General features: G+C 71.2%; 19 protein-coding genes and 3 pseudogenes. 14 read left to right on the top strand and 8 right to left on the bottom strand.

What is annotated here, in order from left to right; all coding sequences use genetic code 11:
* The first annotated feature begins 1 nt into the window (after position 1).
* From ACFU95_RS39720 to ACFU95_RS39705, 4 genes are read left to right on the top strand one after another with little or no spacing between them, the layout of a single operon-like run.
* Positions 2–919 carry an ABC transporter ATP-binding protein gene (locus tag ACFU95_RS39720; protein ID WP_383838887.1) on the top strand — a complete coding sequence of 306 codons (918 nt, stop codon included), beginning with the start codon at positions 2–4 and terminating at the stop codon, positions 917–919.
* Entirely contained in the window at positions 916–1,665 is a 750-nt protein-coding gene (locus ACFU95_RS39715; protein WP_383838884.1) for an ABC transporter permease, read from the top strand. Before ACFU95_RS39720 ends, ACFU95_RS39715 begins: the two co-directional genes overlap by 4 nt.
* Positions 1,666–1,690: 25 nt before the next feature.
* On the top strand, positions 1,691–2,953 hold the full coding sequence (locus tag ACFU95_RS39710; protein ID WP_383838881.1) for a sensor histidine kinase: 1,263 nt from the start codon (positions 1,691–1,693) through the stop codon (positions 2,951–2,953).
* A complete protein-coding gene (locus ACFU95_RS39705; RefSeq protein ID WP_383838878.1) occupies positions 2,946–3,593 on the top strand; it encodes a response regulator in 648 nt (215 codons plus the stop codon). Before ACFU95_RS39710 ends, ACFU95_RS39705 begins: the two co-directional genes overlap by 8 nt.
* Here the strand turns inward: ACFU95_RS39705 and ACFU95_RS39700 are convergent.
* Together ACFU95_RS39700 and glgX are read right to left on the bottom strand one after the other, a co-directional pair.
* Positions 3,590–5,016, bottom strand: a pseudogene (locus ACFU95_RS39700) (sulfatase). The gene ACFU95_RS39705 and the pseudogene ACFU95_RS39700 overlap by 4 nt on opposite strands.
* Positions 5,017–5,105: 89 nt before the next feature.
* Complete coding sequence (glgX, locus tag ACFU95_RS39695) at positions 5,106–7,361, bottom strand: glycogen debranching protein GlgX (protein WP_383838875.1); 2,256 nt, start codon at positions 7,359–7,361, stop codon at positions 5,106–5,108.
* 245 nt (positions 7,362–7,606) lie between these two features.
* Between glgX and ACFU95_RS39690 the strand changes: the two genes are divergently transcribed.
* From ACFU95_RS39690 to ACFU95_RS39665, 6 genes are all read left to right on the top strand, one after another.
* The gene (locus ACFU95_RS39690; protein WP_383838872.1) at positions 7,607–8,845 is read left to right on the top strand and encodes an Ig-like domain-containing protein; all 1,239 of its coding nucleotides are present in this window, start codon (positions 7,607–7,609) and stop codon (positions 8,843–8,845) included.
* Between the two features lie 170 nt (positions 8,846–9,015).
* Positions 9,016–10,266 (top strand): Ig-like domain-containing protein, encoded by a 1,251-nt coding sequence (locus tag ACFU95_RS39685; RefSeq protein ID WP_383838870.1) that lies wholly within the window; start codon positions 9,016–9,018, stop codon positions 10,264–10,266.
* Between the two features lie 255 nt (positions 10,267–10,521).
* Positions 10,522–11,289: an enoyl-CoA hydratase/isomerase family protein gene (locus tag ACFU95_RS39680; RefSeq protein WP_383838867.1), complete on the top strand. Its 768-nt coding sequence runs from the start codon at positions 10,522–10,524 to the stop codon at positions 11,287–11,289.
* A gap of 308 nt (positions 11,290–11,597) precedes the next feature.
* On the top strand, positions 11,598–12,104 hold the full coding sequence (locus ACFU95_RS39675) for an ATP-binding protein (RefSeq protein WP_048583319.1): 507 nt from the start codon (positions 11,598–11,600) through the stop codon (positions 12,102–12,104).
* Between the two features lie 298 nt (positions 12,105–12,402).
* Entirely contained in the window at positions 12,403–13,584 is a 1,182-nt protein-coding gene (locus tag ACFU95_RS39670; RefSeq protein WP_383838863.1) for a YncE family protein, read from the top strand.
* Between the two features lie 118 nt (positions 13,585–13,702).
* Positions 13,703–14,344 carry an ADP-ribosyltransferase gene (locus ACFU95_RS39665; protein WP_383838860.1) on the top strand — a complete coding sequence of 214 codons (642 nt, stop codon included), beginning with the start codon at positions 13,703–13,705 and terminating at the stop codon, positions 14,342–14,344.
* On the opposite strand, the pseudogene ACFU95_RS39660 reads toward ACFU95_RS39665, so the two are convergent.
* A pseudogene (locus tag ACFU95_RS39660) lies at positions 14,298–14,642 on the bottom strand (GNAT family N-acetyltransferase); the annotation flags it as partial. The gene ACFU95_RS39665 and the pseudogene ACFU95_RS39660 sit on opposite strands and share 47 nt — an antisense overlap.
* 163 nt (positions 14,643–14,805) lie before the next feature.
* Between ACFU95_RS39660 and ACFU95_RS39655 the strand changes: the two are divergent.
* Both ACFU95_RS39655 and ACFU95_RS39650 read left to right on the top strand, forming a co-directional pair.
* Complete coding sequence (locus tag ACFU95_RS39655) at positions 14,806–15,720, top strand: MerR family transcriptional regulator (protein ID WP_383838858.1); 915 nt, start codon at positions 14,806–14,808, stop codon at positions 15,718–15,720.
* 58 nt (positions 15,721–15,778) lie between these two features.
* The gene (locus ACFU95_RS39650) at positions 15,779–15,997 is read left to right on the top strand and encodes an EF-hand domain-containing protein (RefSeq protein ID WP_048583324.1); all 219 of its coding nucleotides are present in this window, start codon (positions 15,779–15,781) and stop codon (positions 15,995–15,997) included.
* A 50-nt stretch (positions 15,998–16,047) separates the two neighbouring features.
* Here the strand turns inward: ACFU95_RS39650 and ACFU95_RS39645 are convergent, their stop codons facing one another.
* A complete protein-coding gene (locus ACFU95_RS39645; RefSeq protein ID WP_383838854.1) occupies positions 16,048–16,836 on the bottom strand; it encodes an ABC transporter ATP-binding protein in 789 nt (262 codons plus the stop codon).
* Positions 16,833–18,524 (bottom strand): 2-isopropylmalate synthase, encoded by a 1,692-nt coding sequence (locus ACFU95_RS39640; protein ID WP_383838851.1) that lies wholly within the window; start codon positions 18,522–18,524, stop codon positions 16,833–16,835. Before ACFU95_RS39640 ends, ACFU95_RS39645 begins: the two co-directional genes overlap by 4 nt.
* Positions 18,525–18,762: 238 nt before the next feature.
* On the opposite strand from ACFU95_RS39640, the gene ACFU95_RS39635 reads away from it, so the two are divergent.
* Positions 18,763–19,440, top strand: coding sequence for a FadR/GntR family transcriptional regulator (locus ACFU95_RS39635; protein WP_383838849.1), 678 nt, complete (start codon positions 18,763–18,765; stop codon positions 19,438–19,440).
* A 29-nt stretch (positions 19,441–19,469) separates the two neighbouring features.
* Here ACFU95_RS39635 and ACFU95_RS39630 read toward each other — a convergent pair whose 3' ends face one another.
* The gene (locus tag ACFU95_RS39630; RefSeq protein WP_383838846.1) at positions 19,470–20,027 is read right to left on the bottom strand and encodes a glycoside hydrolase family 25 protein; all 558 of its coding nucleotides are present in this window, start codon (positions 20,025–20,027) and stop codon (positions 19,470–19,472) included.
* 118 nt (positions 20,028–20,145) lie between these two features.
* Between ACFU95_RS39630 and ACFU95_RS39625 the strand changes: the two genes are divergently transcribed.
* Positions 20,146–21,255 (top strand): serine hydrolase domain-containing protein, encoded by a 1,110-nt coding sequence (locus ACFU95_RS39625; RefSeq protein WP_383838843.1) that lies wholly within the window; start codon positions 20,146–20,148, stop codon positions 21,253–21,255.
* Here ACFU95_RS39625 and ACFU95_RS39620 read toward each other — a convergent pair.
* Together ACFU95_RS39620 and ACFU95_RS39615 are read right to left on the bottom strand one after the other, a co-directional pair.
* Positions 21,242–22,609, bottom strand: coding sequence for an L-serine ammonia-lyase (locus ACFU95_RS39620; RefSeq protein ID WP_383838840.1), 1,368 nt, complete (start codon positions 22,607–22,609; stop codon positions 21,242–21,244). The two genes, ACFU95_RS39625 and ACFU95_RS39620, sit on opposite strands and share 14 nt — an antisense overlap.
* 83 nt (positions 22,610–22,692) lie before the next feature.
* A pseudogene (locus ACFU95_RS39615) lies at positions 22,693–22,896 on the bottom strand (serine hydroxymethyltransferase); the annotation flags it as partial.

Genomic DNA, 22,896 nt, shown 5'->3' with positions numbered 1-22,896 from the left:
CATGTCCGTCATCGAAGTCACCGATCTGCGCAAGTCGTACGGCGGCCGGACCGTCGTCGACGGCGTCTCCTTCACCGTCGACGAGGGCGAGATCTTCGGCATCCTCGGCCCGAACGGCGCCGGCAAGACCACCACCGTCGAGTGCGTCGAGGGCCTGCGCGTCCCCGACGCCGGCCGCGTCCGGGTGACCGGCCTCGATCCCGTCGCCGAGCACGAGGCCACCCGCCGGGTGCTCGGCGCGCAGCTCCAGGAGAGCGAGTTGCAGGCCAAGCTCACCGTCCGCGAGGCGCTGGAGCTGTACAGCGCCTTCTACCCGAACCCGCTCGACTGGCGGCCGCTCGCCGAGCGCCTCGGTCTGACCGACAGGCTCACCACCCGGTTCGGCAAGCTCTCCGGCGGTCAGAAGCAGCGGCTGTTCATCGCGCTCGCCCTGGTCGGCAACCCTCGGGCCGTCGTCCTGGACGAGCTGACCACCGGTCTCGACCCGCGCGCCCGCCGGGACACCTGGGAGCTGATCGAGGACATCCGCGCGAACGGCGTGACCGTCCTCCTCGTCACCCATTTCATGGAGGAGGCGCAGCGACTCTGCGACCGGATCGCCGTGATCGACAAGGGGCGGATCGCCGCGCTGGACACCCCGGCCGGGCTGATCCGCCGCTCCGCGGGCGGCACCGTCATCAGCTTCACGCCGTCCGCCCCGCTGGACGAGCGCGACCTGAACGCGCTGCCCGCGCTCGCGTCCGTCGAGCACAAGGACGGCCGGATCACCCTCTCCGGCACCGACGAGACCGTCAACGCCGTCATCACGCTGCTCGCCCGCACCCACATCACGGCCCATCAACTCCGCGTCACGGACGCCACGTTGGACGACGCCTTTCTAGACCTGACGAAGGACACCCCGAAGGAGACAGCGGCATGAGCGCGGCCCTGGTCAACACCGCCGTACTGAAGAGCGAGGTCCGGCTCTTCCGCCGGGAGCCCGGCGCTCTGTTCTGGATGCTGGGGTTCCCGACCCTGCTGCTGGTGATCCTCGGCTCGATCCCGGCCTTCCGGGAGACCGACCCCGCCTTCGACGGGCTGCGTCCGATCGACGGCTATGTCCCGGTGGCCGTGCTGCTCGGCCTGATCGTCGGCGGGATCCAGGCGATGCCCCAGGCCCTCACCGGCTACCGGGAGCGCGGCATCCTGCGCCGGATGTCCACCACCCCCGTCCGGCCGGCCGCCCTGCTGTCCGCACAGATGCTCCTCTTCGGCGGGGCCGCCCTGGTCTCCGCGCTGTTCGCCCTGGGGGTCGGGCGGCTCGCCTTCGACGTTCGGCTGCCGCGGCAGGGCTTCGGCTACGCCCTGGCCCTGCTCCTGGCTGTGCTGGTCGCCCTCGCGCTGGGCGCCGTGATCTCTGCGCTGTCCCGGACCACGAAGATCGTCGGCGCCATCGGGTCGGCCGTGTTCTTCCCGGCGATGTTCTGCGCGGGCGTGTGGATGCCGGTGCAGACCATGCCGGACGTCCTGGCCCGCTGCGTCGGCTACACGCCCTTCGGCGCGGCGGCCGAGGCCCTGAACCAGGCGGCTGCGGGGGACTGGCCGGGCTGGGGCCATCTGGGCGTGCTCGTGGCCTGGACGGCGCTGCTCACGGCCGGTGCCGCGCGCTGGTTCCGCTGGGAGTAGGGGACGGGCCGTGCAGACTGGTGGCATGACCGCGGCGGACACGGACATCGAGCGGCGCTGGGAGCAGATGCACACCCTGGGGCCGTACGGGCTGCTCGGCGTCGGCGTCGTCCTCTCGGCCGGCGCCGCCGACCTGATGGACGGCCCCGCCGACTGGTACGCCTCCGGGGCCCTGGTCGTCGCCGCGATCGTGCTCCAGCTGTGGTGGAACGGCACCCGCCACCGGCGGGCCGGCCGGGGCCGGACGCCCTCCCCGGCCGGGACGGCGTACTACGTCCTACGCTGGGCGATCGCCTTCGCGCTCACCTGGATCAACCCGCTCTTCGGCTTCTACGCGGCAACCGGTCTGATGGACGCCGACGAACTGCTCCCGGGCGGGTGGCGGCGGCTCGGCGTGTTCGGCGCCGCGGTCACCATGGCCGGTTCGCAGTCCGGGGGACTGCCGCCGAAGAGCACCGGACAGTGGTTCCTGTTCGGCGGACTCGTCGTCGTCAACACCGTCCTGCAGCTGGTTGTCGCCCACTTCATCGAGCAGGAGGAGCGGCGCTCCCGCGAACGTGCCGTGACCATCGCCGAACTGGAGCGCACCAACACGGCGTTGCAACAGGCGCTCGACGAGAACGCCGCCCTGCACTCCCAACTCCTCGTCCAGGCCCGGGAGGCGGGCGTCTCCGACGAGCGCCGACGCCTGGCCGCCGAGATCCACGACACCCTCGCCCAGGGCCTGACCGGCATCATCGCCCAGCTCCAGGTCGTCGCTGGCGCCTCCGACCTGCCCACCGCCCGCACCCACCTCGACCGCGCCTCGGCCCTGGCCCGCCACAGCCTCGGTGAGGCCCGCCGCTCCGTGCACAACCTCGCCCCCGTCGCCCTGGAGAACGACGGACTGCCGCAGGCCCTCAAGAGCACGGTCGCCGAATGGGCCGAACGGACGGGCGTACGCGCCGAGTTCACGGTCACCGGCACCACGGAACAACTCCACGACGAACTGTCGGCGACCCTGCTGAGAATCGCCCAGGAGGCCCTCTCCAACGCCGCCCGGCACGCCCGCGCGAACCGGGTCGGCGTCACCCTCACCTTCCTCGGCGACGAGGTCATCCTCGACATCCGTGACGACGGCCGGGGCTTCGCCCCGCAGGCCCTCCCCGAACGCAGCCACACCGGCGGCTTCGGCCTCGCCGGCATGCGCGCCCGCGCCGAACGCATGGCCGGTTCCCTGACCGTCGAGTCCGAGCCGGGACAGGGCACGGCCCTGTCGGCTCGCGTACCGTTGGTGCGCCATGACTAGCGACGAGGCGTCCATCTCCCTGTTGATCGTCGACGACCATCCCGTCGTACGCGACGGCCTGCGCGGCATGTTCGAGTCCGCACCCGGCTTCCGTGTCCTCGGCGAGGCCGCCGACGGGGCGGAAGCGGTCGAGAAGGCCGCCGTCCTCGACCCCGACGTGATCCTCATGGACCTGCGCATGCCGGGCGGCGGCGGGGTCGACGCGATCGCCGAGCTGACCCGGCGCGGGGCCCGTGCCAAGGTCCTCGTACTGACGACCTACGACACGGACACCGACACCCTCCCGGCGATCGAGGCGGGCGCGACCGGCTACCTGCTCAAGGACGCCCCGCGCGACGACCTGTTCACGGCCGTACGCGTCGCCGCCGAGGGCCGCACCGTCCTCTCCCCGGCCGTCGCCTCCCGCCTGGTCTCCGCCGTCCGGACACCGCGGACACCCGGCAACGAGCCCCTCTCCGCCCGCGAGCGCGAGGTACTCGTCCTGGTCGCCAAGGGCACCTCCAACCGCGAGATCGCCCGCGAACTCTTCATCAGCGAGGCGACCGTCAAGACCCACCTCACCCACCTGTACGCCAAGCTGGGCGTCAAGGATCGGGCGGCGGCGGTGGCCACGGCGTACGAGCGGGGGATCCTCGGCTAGCCGGGGTAGGGCAGCAGACCGGCGGCGATCCGCTCCCAGGACGCCTTCAGCTCAGCCAGCAGCTCAGGCCGGTCGGGCGCCAGGTCGGCCTGCTCACGCTGGTCGGCGGCGAGGTCGTAGAGGTGGTCGGTGCCCTTCTCGTCCCGGTAGTACTTCCAGTCGCCGCGCCGCAGGGCCCGGTTGGCCCGCACCCGCCAGAACAGGTCCCGCTCCGGCAGCTCCGCGCCGCGCAGCAGGTAGTCCGCGAGGCTGCTGCCGTCCAGCGGATACGCCGGGTCGGGCCGCGCACCGCCCAGCTCCAGCAGCGTCGCCGTCCAGTCGGGGGAGAAGACCGGCTCGTCGCTGACCTGCCGGCCGTCGATGCGGGCGGGCCAGCGCAGGATCGACGGCACCCGGATGCCGCCCTCCAGCAGCACGAACTTCTCCCCGCTGAGCGGCCAGTTGTAGGAGTAGCGCTCCCCGCCGTTGTCGCTGGCGAACAGCACGACGGTGTTCCGCTCCTGCCCCGACCGGCGCAGGGCGTCCAGCACCTCGCCGACGGCCGCGTCCAGGCTCTCCACCATCTGCGTGTACTTCTCGACCGAGCCGCCGTCGTAGTGGTTGAGCGCCCGGCTCACCTCGGCCTGAGACCTGGCGGCCCGGATCTTCGCCTCGATCTCGGCGCCGGTCTCCTCGTCGCCCTCCGCGAGCCAGGGCCAGTGCGGGGTGGTGAAGTTGAGGTTGAGCAGCCAGGGCGTGTCGTGGCCCCGGCTCACGTACTCGACGGCCCGCTCGGTCAGCACGGTCGTGTAGTACCGCAGGTCCTTGTACTCGGCGTCGCCCTCGTAGAGGTCGTAGGTGCCGAGCTGGCCGAGCTTGGAGTAGTACTCCAGGACGCCGCCGAAGTTTCCGAAGAACTCGTCCCAGCCCGACCTGGTGGGGCTGTGGTCCGGCAGCCAGCCGCAGTGCCACTTGCCGATGAGCGCGGTGGCGTAGCCCGCCTTCTTCAGCAGCGAGGCGAGTGTCGGGTGGTTCGGGTCCAGCCCTTGCGCCTTGTCGGCGATGGGCTCGGCCAGCCCGCCGGGCGTACGGCCCGGATAGCGCCCCGTGTACAGGCTGAACCGGGTCGGCGAGCAGGTCGCCGAGCCGGAGTAGGCGTCGGTGAACCGCACTCCCTGCCGGGCCAGTCGGTCCAGGTTCGGGGTCCTGATGTGCGGGGCGCCGTAGGAGGACAGGTCGGCCCAGCCGAGGTCGTCGCCGAGGATGACGAGGATGTTGGGGCGCTTGCCGGACGCGGCGGGGCGGGGCGGGCCTTGAAGGGGCGCTCGGCGGGGGCGGCTACTACGGCTTCGGCAGCTTCGGCGGGGGTGACCGTACCGGCGACGGCGGTCACGGCGCCACCGCCGACGAGGCCGCCGAAGGCACGGCGGGATATCTCAGGCATACGCCTCAGTCGATCAGCGGGCCGGGCCCCGTGACCAGGAATCCGGCGCGGACTTCACGCGACTGAAACGCCCCCGCAGCGAACCGCCCTCAGCCGAGCACCCGCAGCAACAGGACCGCCCGTGCCGGAACCGTGATCGCCGCCCCCGCCCGGTGTTCCACGCCCGGCGCCTCCTCCTGCTCCTCCCGCGAGGTGTCGACCACCACCTCGTACCGCTCCGCCCACGGCGGCCCCGGCAGCACGAAGCTCACCGGCCGGTCCCCGGCGTGCAGCACGGCCAGGAAGCTGTCGTCGAGGATCGGCGCCCCGCGTTCGTCCCGGCCCGGGATGTCCCGCCCGGACAGGTACATGCCCAGCATGGCGGCGGGCGCGTACCAGTCCCGTTCCGTCATCTCCGAGCCGCGCGGCGTGAACCAGGCCAGGTCCCGCAGACCGTCGGCCGAGTGCGCCCGCCCGGAGAAGAAGGCCCGCCGCCGCAGTACGGGATGCCGGTGCCGCAGCTCGATCAGCCGGGAGGTCAGGTCGAACAGCGCCTTCCAGCCGGGGTCCTCCAGCAGCCCCCAGTCCAGCCAGCTGATCTCGTTGTCCTGGCAGTAGGCGTTGTTGTTGCCCCGCTGCGTCCGCCCCAGCTCGTCACCCGCGACCAGCATCGGCACGCCCGTCGACAGCAACAGGGTCGTCAGCAGGTTGCGCAACTGCCGCCGCCGCAGCGCCCGTACGCGCTCGTCGTCCGTCTCCCCCTCGGCCCCGCCGTTCCAGGACCGGTTGTCGTTCGCCCCGTCCCGGTTGCCCTCCCCGTTCGCCTCGTTGTGCTTGCGCTCGTAGGACACCAGGTCGCGCAGGGTGAAACCGTCGTGCGCGGTCACGAAGTTCACGGACGCGTACGGCCGCCGCCCGCCCCACGCGTACAGGTCGCTCGACCCCGACAGCCGGTACCCCAGATCCCTCACGTCCGGCAGCGCGCCCCGCCAGAAGTCCCGTACGGCGTCGCGGTAGCGGTCGTTCCACTCCGTCCACAGCGGCGGGAAGGCCCCCACCTGGTAGCCGCCCGAGCCCACGTCCCACGGTTCGGCGATCAGCTTCACCCGCCGCAGCACCGGATCCTGCGCGATGACCGCCAGGAACGGCGACAGCATGTCGACGTCGTGCATGGAGCGGGCCAGCGCCGCCGCCAGGTCGAAGCGGAAGCCGTCCACGCCCATCTCCGTCACCCAGTACCGCAGCGAGTCGGTGATGAGCCGCAGCACGTGCGGCTGGACGACGTGCAGCGTGTTCCCGCAGCCCGTGTAGTCGGCGTAGCGGCGCGCGTCCGGCTGCAGCCGGTAGTAGCCGCGGTTGTCGATGCCCTTCAGCGACAGCGTCGGGCCCAGCTCGCCGGCCTCCGCCGTGTGGTTGTAGACGACGTCGAGGATGACCTCGATCCCGGCCGCGTGCAGGGCGCGGACCATCCGCCTGAACTCGCCGACCTGCTGACCCGTCGTACCGGAGGCGGCGTAGGCGGCGTGCGGGGCGAAGTAGCCGATGGAGTTGTAGCCCCAGTAGTTGCGCAGGCCCTTGCGCAGCAGATGGTCCTCGTGCGCGAACTGGTGCACCGGCAGCAGCTCCACCGCCGTCACGCCCAGCTTCACCAGATGCTCGATCGCCGCCGGGTGCGCGAGACCGGCGTACGTCCCCCGCAGTTCCTGCGGTATCCCCGGGTGCAGCTGGGTGAAGCCCCGTACATGCACCTCGTAGATCACCGAGTCGGCCCACGGCGTCTTCGGCCGGCGGTCGTCCCGCCACTCGTCGTCGGGGGCGTCGTCATGGACCACGACACCCTTCGGGACGTACGGCGCCGAGTCACGGTCGTCGCGCACGGTGTCGGCGACATGCTGCTGGGGCCAGTCGCGCACATGCCCGTAGACCTCGGGCGGCAGACCGAAGTCGCCGTCCACCGCGCGGGCGTACGGGTCGAGGAGCAGCTTCGCCGGGTTCCAGCGGCCGCCGGTCCACGGGTCCCAGCGGCCGTGCACCCGGTAGCCGTAGCGCTGACCCGGCATCACACCCGGCACGAAGCCGTGCCAGATCTCGTGCGTCAGCTCGCTGAGCCTGGCCCGCGTCTCCTTCCCCTGCTCGTCGAACAGACACAGCTCGACGGCTTCGGCACCCCCCGCCCACAGCGCGAAGTTGGTACCCGCCACCCCGTCCGGGCCGACCCGGAACCGGGCCCCGAGCGGCATGGGCGCGCCCGGCCACACGGGCACGGCAGGGGCTTTGAGCCGCGCGCCGTTCACGACGGCGGCCGGGCGCCCCTCCTCAGCGGCGACCGCCCCGGCCACCGCCTCCTGCTCGGCTGCGCTCGACACCTGTCGGCCTCCCACGGCTCAGGGACCACACGCATGTGGAAGGAGAGCCCCGGCGTCCCGGTCCGCGGCTCCCCGTCGCGTCGTCCTCCCACATGTTCTGCCCACCGCGTGGCCAAGCGACCCCGGGGAAGTCGGCCGTGCCCCGACGGGGCGCGGGACCGTGCCGGCATGCGGCTCCACCGCGCGGCCCGCGGAGCGCCCCGCACTGACGTTTCCCGGGGGCCGCCCCGGTCGTTGGGGTCTTCGTGAGGCACGTACAAGGGCGCGCGCGGCGCGCAGGGGCCGCATTGGCCGCCGTACTGACATGGGCAGGACTGCTGGCCGGGGCCGCCGGCTGTACTTCGGGCGGCGGTGTCGACCAGATGCTGGGCAAACCCCCGGCGCCCGAGGACGTCATCCGGGTGACGCCCGACGACGAGACCAAGGGCGCACGCCCCGACGACCCCCTGCTCGTCCGGGTGTCCAGCGGACGCCTGGAGTCGGTGAAGGTCGTCAGGTCCCAGGACGCCCAGGAGACCCCGGTCCCCGGGCACATCTCCAAGGACGGCCGGCGCTGGGAGCCCGAGGACCCCGGGCTAGCCCTGGCCGCCAGGTACACGATCGACGCGGTGGCCGTCGACGGCCACGGGCGCCGCAGCGCACGGCACACGACCTTCACCACGTACGTCCCCGACGAGCGGTTCATCGGATACGTCGCCCCGGAGCACCGCTCCACCGTCGGCACCGGAATGATCGTCTCGCTGGAGTTCAACCGGGAGATCGAGAACCGCGCCGCGGTCGAACGCGCCGTCCACGTCACGGCCGAGCCCGCCGTGGAGATCCGCCCGCACTGGTTCGGCAAGGCCCGCCTCGACTTCCGCCCCGAGCACTACTGGAAGCCCGGCACCCAGGTCACCGTCGCGCTGCGCCTGCGCGACGTCGAAGGGGCGCCCGGGGTGTACGGGCAGCAGTACAAGACGTTCTCCTTCACCGTCGGCCGCCACCAGGTCTCCGTCGTCGACGCGGCCCGGCACACCATGGAGGTCCGCCGCGACGGCGAGCTGCTCACCACCGTCCCGATCACGGCCGGCGCCCCCAAGAACACGACGTACAACGGCAAGATGGTCGTCACCGAGATGCTCGAACTGACCCGGATGAACGGTGCGACGGTCGGCTTCCGAAAGGCCGACGGCAAGAGCGAGTACGACATCCCGGACGTCCCGCACGCCATGCGCCTGACCGACTCCGGCACCTTCCTGCACGGCAACTACTGGGCGGACGCCTCCATCTTCGGACAGAGCAACGTCAGCCACGGCTGCGTGGGGCTCAGGGACGTGAAGGGCGGCGGCGCCGAGACACCCGCGGGCTGGTTCTTCGACCGCAGCCTGATCGGGGACGTCGTCGAGGTCGTCCACAGCAATGACAAAAAGGTCGCTCCCGACAATGGCCTCGGAGGATGGAATATGGGCTGGAAGGAGTGGAAGGCGGGGAGTGCGGTGAAGTAACAGGACAGGGGGGTGAGTTCCTCGACCAACCGGCTATCTGCCGATGTTGGAACTGAACGGTGACAATCGTGTGGCGTCGACGCGCATGACCATGTGGTTAATATGCGCCGATGCGCGCGGGAAACGCGTGGGGGCGCGGGCCTGACCAGGTCCGGGGAGGGGAGAAGGACTTGAACGTGCGGCCGATATCGGGGGCGTCGGTTGACGCGGTGAACGCGGGCGGCGGGCGTCGGCGCAAGGCGATGGCGGCACTGGCCGGAGCGCTGCTGCTCGCCGTCACCGCGTGCGGCGGGGGCGGCGGGTCGGACTCGGGCGCCGGCGACGGCAAGGGCAAGGGCGCCGGCACGGCGCGGGCCGAGAAGTCCCGGGCCGTCGTGACCATAGCGCCGGGAGACGGCGCGAGGTCCGTCGAGACCAGCGGCGCGCTGAAGGTGACCGCGGCCAAGGGCAAGCTGACGGACGTCGAGGTCAAGGACGCCAAGGGCACCGCGATAGCCGGGAAGATATCCGGCGACGGCGGCACCTGGACCCCGTCCACGCATCTCGCCGCCGCCACGAAGTACACGGTGCGCGCGGTCGCCGAGGACTCCGCGGGCCTGGAGGCCGCCAAGGAGGCCGACTTCACCACCCTGACCCCCGAGAACACCTTCCTCGGCACCTTCACGCCCGAGGACGGCTCCGAGGTCGGCGTCGGGATGCCGTTCTCGATCCGCTTCACCCGGGGCATCACCAGCCCCGAGGACGTCGAGAAGGCCATCACCGTCAAGACCGAGCCGGCCGTCGAGGTCGCGGGCCACTGGTTCGGCAACGACCGCCTCGACTTCCGTCCCGAGAAGTACTGGAAGGCCGGCACGAAGGTCACGGTCGACCTCAACCTCGACGGCGTCGAGGGCCGCCCCGGCGTCTACGGCGAGCAGGACAAGAAGCTCTCCTTCACCATCGGCCGCAACCAGGTCTCCGTCGTCGACGCGAAGACGAAGAAGATGAAGGTCATGCAGGACGGCAAGGTCGTCAGGACCATCCCCGTCACCACCGGCGCGCCCGGGTACGAGACCTGGAACGGCCAGATGGTCATGACCGAGAAGTTCGTGCAGACCCGTATGAACGGCGACACGGTCGGCTACGAGGGCGAGTACGACATCAAGGACGTCCCGCACGCCACCCGCCTGACCGACTCCGGCACCTTCATCCACGGCAACTACTGGGGCGGCGGCGTCTTCGGCAACACCAACGCCAGCCACGGCTGCATCGGCCTGCGCGACGTCAAGGGCGCGTGGGACAAGGGCACCCCGGCCGCGTGGTTCTTCAACCACTCGATGATCGGCGACGTGGTGGTGGTGAAGAACTCCGACGACGCGACGGTGGCTCCCGAGAACGGGCTGAACGGCTGGAACATGTCGTGGGAGAAGTGGAAGGCATAGGCCCCCTTTCGGACGTACGGCCCCGGCGCCCTGCCTCGACGCGAGGCACGGCACCGGGGCCGAGTTCGTTGGTCCCCGTGCTGTGTCTGCCTGGGGGACAACCCCCAGACCCCCGGCCGTATGTGACCGACCGCACTCCAGCCCCAGCCGTTAGTCCCCGTGCTGTGTCTGCCTGGGGGACAACCCCCAGACCCCCGGCCGTATGTGACCGACCGCACTCCAGCCCCAGCCGTTAGTCCCCGTTAACCTGCCTCCATGACCGTGAATCTCGAAGTCGCCGAAGGCGTCGGTACCCTCCGTCTCGACCGCCCGCCGATGAACGCGCTGGACGTCGCCACGCAGGACAGGCTCAAGGAACTCGCCGAGGAGGCGGGCCGGCGTGACGATGTGCGGGCCGTGGTGATCTACGGCGGGGAGAAGGTGTTCGCGGCGGGCGCGGACATCAAGGAGATGCAGGCCATGGACCACACCGCGATGATCCTGCGCGCGCGGGCCCTTCAGGAGTCGTTCACCGCGGTGGCCCGGATCCCCAAGCCGGTGGTGGCGGCGGTGACGGGCTACGCCCTGGGCGGTGGCTGCGAGTTGGCGCTGTGCGCGGACTACCGGATCGCCGGGGACAACGCCAAGCTGGGCCAGCCGGAGATCCTGCTCGGCCTGATCCCGGGCGCGGGCGGCACCCAGCGGCTGGCCCGTCTGATCGGCCCCTCGAAGGCCAAGGACCTGATCTTCACCGGCCGCATGGTGAAGGCGGACGAGGCGCGGGAGCTGGGCCTGGTGGACCGTGTGGTGGCGCCGGACCAGGTCTACGCCGAGGCGCACGCCTGGGCGGCGAAGCTGGCGCAGGGTCCGGCGATCGCCCTGCGCGCGGCGAAGGAGTCGATCGACACGGGCCTGGAGACGGACATCGAGACGGGGCTCGCGGTGGAACGGGGCTGGTTCGCGGGCCTGTTCGCGACGGAGGACCGGGAGCGGGGGATGCGCAGCTTCGTGGACGAGGGCCCGGGCAAGGCGAAGTTCCTCTGAGGGCCTGAGCGGGGGCTCGGTGAATTCTGGCCCGAAACTCCGCTGAACCACTTGCAATTGACAGGACGTCTGATCCGGGTCCCTCGATGGGGCGGTTTATGGCAGCCTTAAGGCAACCTTAAGCGTGCCTTGTCGAGGGAGCCTGTCGATTGCCTCCAACGGACCCTTCGTCGCAGGTCAAACGGGCTGCCGACAGCTCCGAACTGCCCCTGTCATATGCCAACCGAGCCGTACGGAATGAGCGCTTCCGGGGGGTGTATTCCTCGGGAACGGCCCCGGGGGACCCCGTGGGCGGCCATGATGGGGGCATGGCGGGGCTGGAGGGTATCGAACAGCCGCGGGGACACGGCCGTGCTTCTCTTGCGGCGCGCTGGTCGCCGGCGGTCGAGGACGAAGCTGCTGCGAAGGTGCTGGAGCTGTTCGGCAATCCTACGGAGGCCGAGGTTCCGCTCCCGTCCCGCCCGGAGTCCGCTGCCACGGCGCGTCGTCTGGCGCAGGTGGTGGTCCTGCGCCAGTGGGGTCTGACCCCGAAGATGACGGAGGACGCGGTCCTGCTCGTCTCGGAACTGGTCGGCAACGCCGTCCGCCACACCGGCGCCCGCGTCTTCGGCCTCCGTATGCGGCGCCGCCGCGGCTGGATCCGCATCGAGGTCCGCGACCCGTCCCGCGGCCTGCCCTGTCTCATGCCGGTCCAGGAGATGGACATCAGCGGCCGGGGCCTGTTCCTGGTGGACAAACTCTCCGACCGCTGGGGCGTGGACCTGCTGCCGCGGGGCAAGACGACCTGGTTCGAGATGAGGGTGGCCGACCGCTGACGGTCGCCTCCGGCGGTTGAGCCGAAGTGCTCGGCGCGCAACTCCCCCTGGCCGTGAGGGCTGATGCGGGGCCGTGCATTTCAGCCCGTCCGGCGTTTGAGGACGAGGCCCTTCGGGCCGAAGCGGGGGTCTGGGGGCGGAGCCCCCAGGGGTGGGACGGGTAGGGGCGGCGGGGGCGAAATCCGCTGGGGACGGCGACCCGCGCGAAGTGGTTATCGGGCAAATCGCACAATTTCTGACGTAATGCTCATTAAATGGTCGCAGTCGCCGCCCCCCAGCCACCCCGGAAGAACTGCCGATGAACCTCATGCACCGCACCCTCCTCGCCGGCGTCGGTCTCGTCGCGCTCGCCGCCTGCGGCACCGAGTCCGCCCGGGACAGGAGCCGTTCCACCGAGCCCCGCGGCACCCAGGCCGCCATCCCCGCCCCGGCGAAGAAGGACACCGTCAAGGGCCTGCCCGGCATGCCCCCCGTCCTCGACCCGAAGGACGTGTACGCCGCCGACCGCCCGAACAAGCTCTCCCCGGTCGTCAAGGACTTCCCGTCCCGCGTCTACGTCCCCAACACCGAGTCGGACACCGTCTCCGTCATCGACCCGAAGACGTACGAGATCATCGAGACCATCCCCGTCGGCCGCCAGCCCCAGCACGTCGTCCCGTCCTGGGACCTGAAGACCCTCTGGGTCAACAACAACCGGGGCCACACCCTCACCCCCATCGACCCGAAGACCGGCAAGGCGGGCAAGGAGGTCGAGGTCCACGACCCGTACAACCTCTACTTCACGCCCCACGGCAAGTACGCCGTCGTCATGGCCTCCCTCGACCGCGAACTCGTCTTCCGCGACCCGCACACCATGAAGCGGATCAAGACCGAGCCGGTCACCTGCTACGGAGTCAACCACGCCGACTTCTCCCTCGACGGCCGCTACTTCATCGTCTCCTGCGAGTTCAGCGGCGAACTGCTGAAGGTCGACACCCAGAAGATGAAGGTCGTCGGGCAGCAACGGCTCCCGTTCGAGGGCGCCATGCCCCAGGACGTCAAGATCTCGCCCGACGGCAAGCGGTTCTACATCGCCGACATGATGGCCCACGGCATGTGGGTCCTGGACGGGGAGAAGTTCGACGAGCCCACCCTCCTGCCCACCGGCAAGGGCTGCCACGGCCTCTACGTCAGCCGTGACTCCCGCGAGATGTACGTCTCCAACCGCGGCGAAGGCAGCGTCTCCGTCTTCGACTTCACCGAGAACAGGCTCACCAAGAAGTGGCACCTCCCCGACGGGGGCAGCCCCGACATGGGCGGCGTCTCCGCCGACGGCAAGGTGCTGTGGCTGTCCGGCCGCTACGACTCCGAGGTGTACGCCATCGACACCCGCACCGGAAAGCAGCTCGCCCGCGTCCCCGTCGGCAGCGGCCCGCACGGCCTCGCCGTCTACCCGCAGCCGGGCCGCTACTCCCTGGGCCACACCGGCATCTTCCGCTAGCGGACGGCCGGTTGCACCCGTTGGCCCGGCCGACCCGGTTGACCAGTGGTCAGCGGACACGCCGCCAGACGGGTGAAGATCCAGGGCGCACCGCCGCAGGCCCGCAATCGTGCTCCTTATGATCACAACTCGCCTGCGGCGGCGCGTCGCTGCCGCCGTCCTGTCCCTCTCGGCCGTCCTCGCCACGACGGCCGCCACGGCTCCCGCGTCCCCCGCCACGGCTCCCGTGGCCGCAGTCAGGGCCGCGGCCCTCGCCGCCGCTCCCGCCCCCGCCGCCTGTCCCGTCCAGTTCGACGACAGGATCAAGGCGGCCGTCGACCGCCGCGTCGAGGTCGACCGCATCACCCCCGACCCGGCATGGCGCACCAGCTGCGGCACGCTCTACCGCGCCGACGGCCGAGGCCCGAACATCGTCTTCGAGGAGGGCTTCAAGCCCAAGGACGTCGTGAACGGCCAGTACGACCTGGAGAGTTACGTCCTGGTCAACCAGCCCTCCCCGTACGTCTCCACGACGTACGACCACGACCTGTACAAGAACTGGTGGAAATCGGGCTGGAACTACTACATCGACGCCCCCGGCGGCATCGACATCAACAAGACCATCGGCGACACCCACAAGTGGGCCGATCAGGTGGAGGTCGCCTTCCCGGGCGGCATCGCGCGGAAGTACATCATCGGCGTCTGTCCGGTGAACAAGACGACCAAGGTCGAGATCATGAGCGGCTGCCAGAGCAACCCGCACTTCGAGGCCTGGCACTGAGCAGCAGCTCCGCGCCCACCGGCCGGTAGCCGGCCGCCTGGAACGCCCGCACACCGCGGGCGTTCCCCGGCGCGACCTGCGCCCACAGCGGCTCGGTGACGAGCTGCCGGGCCGCGCTCACCAGCAGCCGCCCCAGCCCCCGATGCCGTACGTCCTGCGCCACCTCCACCGAGACCTCCAGCCGCCCGGCGACCCCGCGCCCCATCACCAGCACGCCGCCCTCGGCCGCCCACGCGCGCGCCTCGTCCCGCCGGCGCCGGGCGTAGCCGATCCGGGCATGGCCGGCGTCCTCGATCTCGCTCCATCAAGGCGGCCAGGAAGCACGACGGTCGTACGGCCGTCCGAGGGCGGGAAGACACGCCGCGCCGCCGCCTCCAGAATGTCCCGCAGGATCTCCGCCATGACAGCACCTCCCCGCGCTCCTTGAGTCTCCACCCACTGGAAGGCCCACACTCCCGGACATGATCGAAGACGGCACCGGACTCTTCACCATCGGCGAGCTGGCCCGGGCCACCGGACTGACCGTCCGGACCATCCGCTACTGGTCCGACGAGGGCGTCCTGCACCCGGTGACCCGCTCCTCGGGCGGATACCGCCTCTACGACGCCGAGTCCGCCGCCCGCCTCGAGCTGATCCGGACCCTGCGCGAACTGGGCCTGGGCCTGGACGACGTACGGCAGGTGGTCAGCGGCGAGAAGGACGTGGCGTCGGTCGCGGCCGCGCATGTCGCCGCGCTGGACGTACAGATCCGATCCCTGAAGGTGACCCGGGCGGTGCTGTCGACCGTGGCGCGACGCGGCTCGACCGCGGAGGAGACGACCTTGATGAACAAGCTGGCACGACTGTCGGCCGCCGAGCGGCGACGGATTCTGGAGGAGTTCGTGGACGACATGTTCCACGGACTGGACACAGCGGATCCGGTGATCCGCGACCGGATGCGGGAGATGGCCGTGGACCTGCCGGACGAGCCGACGTCCGAGCAGGTCGACGCCTGGGTGGAACTCGCCGAGCTGCTCCAGGACCCTCGGTTCCGGGCGCGGATGCGCAGGGTGGCCGAGTTCAACGCCGCCGGACGTGGGCCCGAGGAGCCCGCCGGGGCGTCGATGTGGTTCTCCCGGAAACTCGTGCACCTGGCCGCCGAGGCACGCGGGCAGGGCATCGCACCGGACTCGCCCGAGGCCGGGCGGATCCTGCGGGACCTGCTCGGCGACGCCGACCCGGCCGCCGTACTCGAACGTCTGCGGTCCAGCGTGAGTGACGAGGTCGCCCGCTATCGCGAGCTGCTGTCCCTGGTGAAGGGCCGCGGGCCCGCCTCGGCGCACCGCGCGGAGTTCGCCTGGGTGGTCGCCGCGCTGGAGGCGCGGGCGGGCGGTTAATCTGACCTGCGGCAGCAAGCCAGCACAACACGACAGACGTGAGAAAAGGGGCGGACCGGTGGCGCACATCGACATCGAGGAAGCACGCAAGCAGTTCGAGCGCATCGATGCGGACGGGGACGGCGCCATCACCGCCGCCGAGTTCAAGTCCGCCCTGGCCCAGGGCGGCGACTGGAACGTCACGGAGGCGGTCGCCGAGGCGATCATCAAGAGCCGTGACCTGAACGGCGACAAGCTCCTGTCGTTCGACGAGTTCTGGGCGTTCCTGAGCAAGTGACGCGGACAGGGGGCGCCCGTCGGACCCCATGGCGGACGGGCGCCCCTTCGTCATGTCCGGCCCCGGATCGACACCGTCCAACGGCCGCCGTGACGCCCCAGGGCCAGCGGCAGGTCGAAGCACCTGCCGACCTGGTCGCCGGTGAGGACCTCGGCCGCCGGGCCCTGGGCGAGTGCTCGGCCCTCGCGCAGCAGCAGGGCGTGTGTGGTGCCGGGCGGCAGCTCCTCCAGGTGGTGGGTGACCAGGACCGTCGCCAGCCGGGGGTGGGCCCGGCGCAGTTCGTCCAGCGCCTCGATCAACCGCTCCCGGCCCGGCAGATCCAGACCGGTGGCCGGTTCGTCCAGCAGCAGAAGCCGCGGCTCGGGCATGAGGGCACGCGCGATCAGGGTGCGGGCACGCTGCCCCTGCGAGAGCGTCGGCCAGCGTGCGTCACGGTGCCCGGTGAGACCGAGCGTCCGGATCAGCCGCTCGGCGCGCTCCTCCTGACCGGGCGCCGCACGCCACCGGGGCAGCGGCTCCACCGAGTTGGTCAGCCCCGTCAGCACGACCTCGCGCACCCGCAGCGGCGACCGGAGCGGATGGCGGGGATCGACGTGACCGACGTACGAGCGCAGCTCGCGCAGATCGACCCGGCCCAGCCGGCGCCCCAGCACCTCCATGGTGCCCCGCGTCGGATGGACGAGCGCGCCGAGCAGGCTGAGCAGCGTGGACTTGCCCGCGCCGTTCGCGCCGAGGAGCGCCCAGTGCTCGCCGGCCCGGACGCTCAGCGAGACCTCCCGGAGGATCGGCTTCCCCTCGCGCACCACATGGACGTCCTCGGCACGCAGCACCTCCGTCATCGCGCCGCCCGGTTCACCGCGGACACCACCGCCCGGACCGCGGCAGCCGGGCCCCGGCCCAGACCGGCGCCCCAGGCCGTGACGCCGTTCACCCGGCACTCGGCGTAGGCCGCGGTCCCGTCCCCGGCCGGGTGCTCGGCGTAGTCGACGACGTCGACGGCGAACCCGGCGCCGCCGAGGGCGTCGACGAACGCGGAGAGCGGGCCCGTACCGGTGCCCTCGTGGTCGCCCGCGCGGTCCCCGGCGCGCAGGGTGCAGACGAAACGGTGCTCACCGCCGGTGTCCCGCTGCACGGACCAGGCATCCAGGGCGAGCTCCCCCTCCTCGACGACGTACGTCGACCGGAACAGGTCATGCAGCTCCTTCGGCGTGATCTCCCGCCCGCTGTCGTCCGTGGCCTCCTGGACGACGGCGGAGAAGCCGGCCCGCATCCGCGGCGGCAGGTCCAGGTCGTGGTGGACCCGCAGCAGATACGCCGTTCCGCCCTTCCCCGACTGGGAGTTGACGCGGATCACCGCCTCGTAGGAACGCCCGATGTCGGCCGGGTCGATCGGCAGATAGGGCACCTCCCAGGGCACCTGCGCCTCTCTCACCCCCGCCTCGGCCGCCCTGCGCGCGTGCCGGGCCAGGCCTTTGCTGATCGCGTCCTGGTGGGTGCCGGAGAAGGCCGTGTGGACGAGGTCGCCGGCGTACGGATGCCGCGGGTGCACCGGCAGGCGGTTGCAGTCCTCGACGATTTCCTTCACCGCGTCGATGTCGCTGAAGTCGACCATGGGGTCCACCCCTTGCGCGTACAGGTTCATCGCCAGGGTCACCAGGTCGACGTTGCCCGTGCGCTCGCCGTTTCCGAACAGACAGCCCTCGACGCGCTGGGCGCCGGCCAGGACGGCGAGTTCGGCGCAGGCGACGCCGGTACCGCGGTCGTTGTGCGGATGGACGGAGAGGATCACCGAGTCCCGGCGGGCGAGAGAGCGGTGCAGGTACTCGATCTGGTCGGCGTACACGTTGGGCGTCGCGATCTCGACGGTCGCCGGGAGGTTGTGCGTGACGGGCCGGTCCGGGCTCGCGTCCCACAACTCCGTCAACCGGTCGCACAGTTCCAGCACGAAGTCCGGTTCGGTCAGGTTGAACGTCTCGGGGGAGAACTGGAAACGGACACCGTCGCCCGCCCGCCGCGCCATCCGCTCGGCCGCCTCCCGCACCGTCCGCCACACCTCACCGCGGTCCCGGCCGAGGACGACGTCCCGCCACACCGGAGACGTCGCGATGTACAGGTGCACGACGGCCCGCGGCAGCCCGGCGATCGCCTCGAAGGTCCGGTCGATCAGATCCGGCCGGGCCGGGGTGAACACCACGGGCGTCACGTCGTCGGGTACGGCGTCCGAGGCCACCAGGTGCCGTACGAAGTCGAACTCGGTGCGGCCGGCGGAGGGATAGCCGACCTCGATCTCCTTGAAGCCGGTCCCGACCAGCAGATCGAAGAAGCGGCGCTTGCGCGGGGTGTCCATCGGCTCGGCGAGCGCCTGGTTGCCGTCGCGCAGGTCGACGGGGACCCAGAGGGGGGCGCGCTCGACACGGGCGGAGGGCCAGGCCCGGTCGGTGACCGGGACGTGCACCCGGTCCTGGAACGGGCGGTAGCGGTGGTGCGGCATGGGGCTCGGGCGCTGGGGGTTCCACACGGACGTCATCGAAAGGTCTCTGCCTTCGGCTCGGCCGGACGGTGACCGGCAGCACGGCGTCCCGCGGCGGAGTGCCGGTCGCGTCAGGCCCCGCCGCGGCAGCCGAGAAGAAGGAGACCGCGGAACGTCATGGACGGCACGCTATCCACTCCTCAGCTCCTCAGACAAGTAGAATTCTGCTGACTCCTCGGACAAGCGACCCGACTCCTTCGGCAAGGAGCGACTCCCAGACAGGTAGGTGCATACCGTGCCGCTCGGTGCCGTCCGCCCCAGCCCCCTGGTCGAACAGGCCGCCGAGCGCCTGCGCGAGCAGATCACCGACGGCCACTGGCCCGTCGGCACGAAGCTGCCCGGCGAGACCACCCTGGCGAAGGAACTCGGCGTCGGCCGCTCCACCGTCCGCGAGGCCCTGCGCGCACTGGCGGGCGCGGGCCTCGTCCAACCGCGCCAGGGCGCCGGCGTCTTCGTCATCGCCACCGAGCCCGCCGAGGACTGGCCCACCCGCCTGCGCCGGGCCGCGGTGAAGGACGTCTACGAGGTCCGCATGGCCGTCGAGGTCCAAGCGGCCCGCCTGGCCGCACACCGTCGTACCCCCGAGGACGTCACGGCACTGGAGAGGGCACTGGAGGCCCGCCGGACCGCCTCCGCGGGCGACGACGTGACCTTCGTCGACGCCGACATCGCCTTCCACGCGGCCGTGATCGCCGCCGCCCACAACCCCGTACTCGCCGACCTCTTCACCCAGTTCACCCCCGTCCTGCGCGAGGGCCTGACCGAACTCCTGACCCTCACCGGCCTGCGCACCCACGACCCCAACACAGCCGACGACGCCCACGCGGCACTCGTGCGCGCGGTCGCGGAGGGGGATGCGGAGGGGGCGGTGGAGGTGGTGCGCAGGGAGTTGGAGGATCCGTTCGGGGGGTAGGGGCAGGGAGTCAGGAGGATGACTGGTCGTCAGGCGTTCTCGGCCCATTCGCGCAGGGCGGCCTTGCCGGCGAAGTCGGCCACGTTCTTGTCCAACGGGTTGTCCGTGTACTGGTGGAAGCGCCACTTGGCCTGGATGCGCGGCTTGCCCGCGGTCACGTAGTCGGCGATCCAGAGGCCGTCGCCGGAGTAGGACGTGGTGTCCACATTGAGCCAGTAGTTCCGGTTGCAATAGAGGACTACCGGATTGTTCGGCCGCTTCTCCTTCACCTTGCGGATGAACAGATCCTTCTCCGCGTTGCTCGCGTGCGTCCCCTCGCTCGTCGTCTCCCAGTCGACCGCGAGGATGTCGCCCGCCCGCTCGGGGGCCTTGCTGACGAAGTAGTCCGCCTGGGCCGAGAGGTTGCCGGGCCAGAGGAAGTGGTAGAAGCCGACGACCAGGCCGGCGTCGCGGGCGCGTTTGGTCTGGGCGGCGAGTTTGGGGTTGATGTAGGAGCGGCCCTCTGTCGCTTTGATGAAGACGAAGGAGATGCCGTCGGTGTCGTAGGACGAGGACTGGTAGGCGCTGACGTCGATGCCGCGGATCATGGGGGAACTCCCTGAAGTGCTGGTGGGGGGAGAGGAGTTGGGTGGGGTGTATGCCCCACACTGGCATGGCTGACGCGTACCTGACGTGAAATTGTCAACATTCGTCGAGAGGGCGCACATGGCGGTGTTCCTGGAGAGCGGCGACCGGGTCGGCGACCCCTGGGAGGGCGTGGACGAGGCGGCGCTGTCGCGGGCCGTGCGGGCGCAGGCGGGGCGGTCGGTGGCCGGTGTCGGCGACATGGCGTCGTATCTCGCGGACCAGGTGTCGGATGCCGCGCACCGGGAGGTCGTCGGCCCGCTCCTCGACGGGCGGGGGGCCGGCGGGGTCGTCCTGCGGGGCGGTGCGGTGCTTGCTTCCTGGGGCGATCCGGCCCGGGTGGAGATGGCCTTCAGCGCGACGAAGAGCGTGCTGTCGCTGGTGGCGGGTGTCGCCTTCGACGACGGGGCGTTGCGTCTGGACGAGCCGGTGGTGGAGTCGGTGGGTCTCGCGGAGTTCGACACCCCGCACGGGCGCGGCATCACCTGGCGGCATCTGCTGGAGCAGACCAGCCAGTGGGAGGGCGAGCTGTGGTCCAAGCCGACGTGGGTGGACGCGCAGAGCACCCGTGAGGGCACGGAGTCGGCGGGCGGGCCGCCCGGCGTCGGCTGGGCCTACAACGACGTGCGGGTGAACCTGACGGCGCTGGCGCTCACGGTCCTGTTCGGCCGTGCCCTGCCGGAGGTCCTGCGAGAGCGCGTCATGACGCCGATCGGTGCCTCGGACGGCTGGTCATGGCACGGTTACGCCAGCTCGGTCGTGGAGATCGACGGGACCGAGGTACCCGTCGTCTCCGGCGGCGCCCACTGGGGCGGCGGCCTGTGGATCAGCGCCCTGGACCTGGCCCGTGTCGGCCGGCTCTGCCTGCGGGGCGGGGCCTGGGGCGGGCGGCAGGTCGTCTCGCGTCGCTGGATCGAGGAGCTGTGGACGCCCTGCCGGGTCAAGCCCGAGTACGGCCTGTCCTGGTGGCTCAACGACCGGGGCACGGTGTGGCCCGGGGCCCCGCGCACGGGCCGCTGCGCCCGCGGCAACGGCGGCAGCCATCTGCTGTGGGTGGATCCGGCCCGCGATCTGGTCATCGCCTCGCGCTGGGGTGCGCGGGTCGAGCGCCTCCTTGCGGAGGTGTCGGAGGCGGTGCCGGTGGCAGCACCGGGACGGCGGCCCGGTGCCCCGCCCGTCAGCACTCGATGATGTTGACCGCCAGCCCGCCCCGGGCCGTCTCCTTGTACTTCACCGACATGTCGGCGCCGGTGTCCTTCATCGTCTTGATGACCTTGTCCAGGGACACCTTGTGCGAGCCGTCCCCCCGCATCGCCATCCGCGCCGCCGTGACCGCCTTGACCGCGGCCATGCCGTTGCGTTCGATGCACGGGATCTGGACGAGGCCGCCGACCGGGTCGCAGGTCAGACCGAGGTTGTGTTCCATGCCGATCTCGGCGGCGTTCTCGACCTGCTCGGGGGAGCCGCCGAGCACCTCCGCCAGCGCGCCCGCCGCCATCGAGCAGGCCGAGCCGACCTCGCCCTGGCAGCCGACCTCGGCGCCGGAGATGGAGGCGTTCTCCTTGAAGAGCATGCCGATCGCGCCCGCGGCGAGCAGGAAGCGGACCACGCCGTCCTCGTCGGCGCCGGGCACGAAGTTGATGTAGTAGTGCAGGACCGCCGGGATGATGCCGGCGGCGCCGTTCGTCGGGGCGGTGACCACGCGGCCGCCCGCCGCGTTCTCCTCGTTCACGGCCATCGCGTACAGCGTGATCCACTCCATGGCGAGCGCCTTCGGGTCGCCCTCGGAGCGCAGCTTGCGGGCCGTGTTCGCCGCTCGGCGGCGGACCTTCAGGCCGCCCGGCAGGATGCCCTCGCGTGCCATCCCGCGGGACACGCACTCCCGCATGACCCGCCATATCTCCAGCAGGCCCGCCCGGATCTCCTCCTCGGTGCGCCAGGCCCGCTCGTTCTCCAGCATCAGCGACGAGATCGACAGGCCGGTCTCGTTCGTCAGGCGCAGCAGCTCGTCGCCCGTGCGGAAGGGGTACTTCAGGACCGTGTCGTCCAGCTTGATGCGGTCCTCACCGACCGCGTCCTCGTCGACGACGAAGCCGCCGCCCACCGAGTAGTAGGTCTTCGACAGCAGCTCCGCCCCGGACGCGTCGTACGCCCAGATGGTCATGCCGTTCGCGTGGTAGGGGAGTGCCTTACGGCGGTGCAGGACCAGGTCGTCGTCGAAGGAGAACGGGATCTCGCGCTCGCCGAGCAGCCGCAGCAGGCCCGACTCCTTGATCGCCTCGACCCGCTCGTCCGCGGTCGCCACGTCCACCGTGCGCGGCGAGGCGCCCTCCAGGCCGAGCAGCACCGCCTTCGGGGTGCCGTGGCCGTGGCCGGTGGCGCCCAGGGAGCCGTACAGCTCGGCTCGCACGGAGGCGACGGAGTCCAGCAGAACCTCGTTGCGCAGGCGGCGGGCGAACATGCGCGCCGCGCGCATCGGGCCGACCGTGTGGGAGCTGGACGGGCCGATGCCGATCGAGAACAGGTCGAAGACCGAGATGGCCACGGGGGACTCCTCAATACGGGGTGGAACAGGGCGTGGGGTGTCCCGCTCACCTACGAGTGTGCGGGACACCCCACAAAAAGGGACTACTTGTTCAGACCGGGGTACAGCGGGTGCTTGTCGGCCAGGGCCCGCACCCGGGCCTTCAGTGCGTCCGTGTCGTAGGACGGCTTGAGCGTCTCGGCGATGACGTCCGCGACCTCGGTGAAGTCCTCGGCGGTGAAGCCGCGGGTGGCCAGGGCGGGGGTGCCGATGCGCAGGCCCGAGGTCACCATCGGCGGGCGCGGGTC

The organism is Streptomyces sp. NPDC057623, assembly GCF_042800355.1.
Taxonomy (GTDB): Bacteria; Actinomycetota; Actinomycetes; order Streptomycetales; family Streptomycetaceae; genus Streptomyces.
The sequence above is the reverse complement of the archived record's forward strand: the minus strand, read 5'-3'. Positions and strand labels throughout refer to the sequence as shown.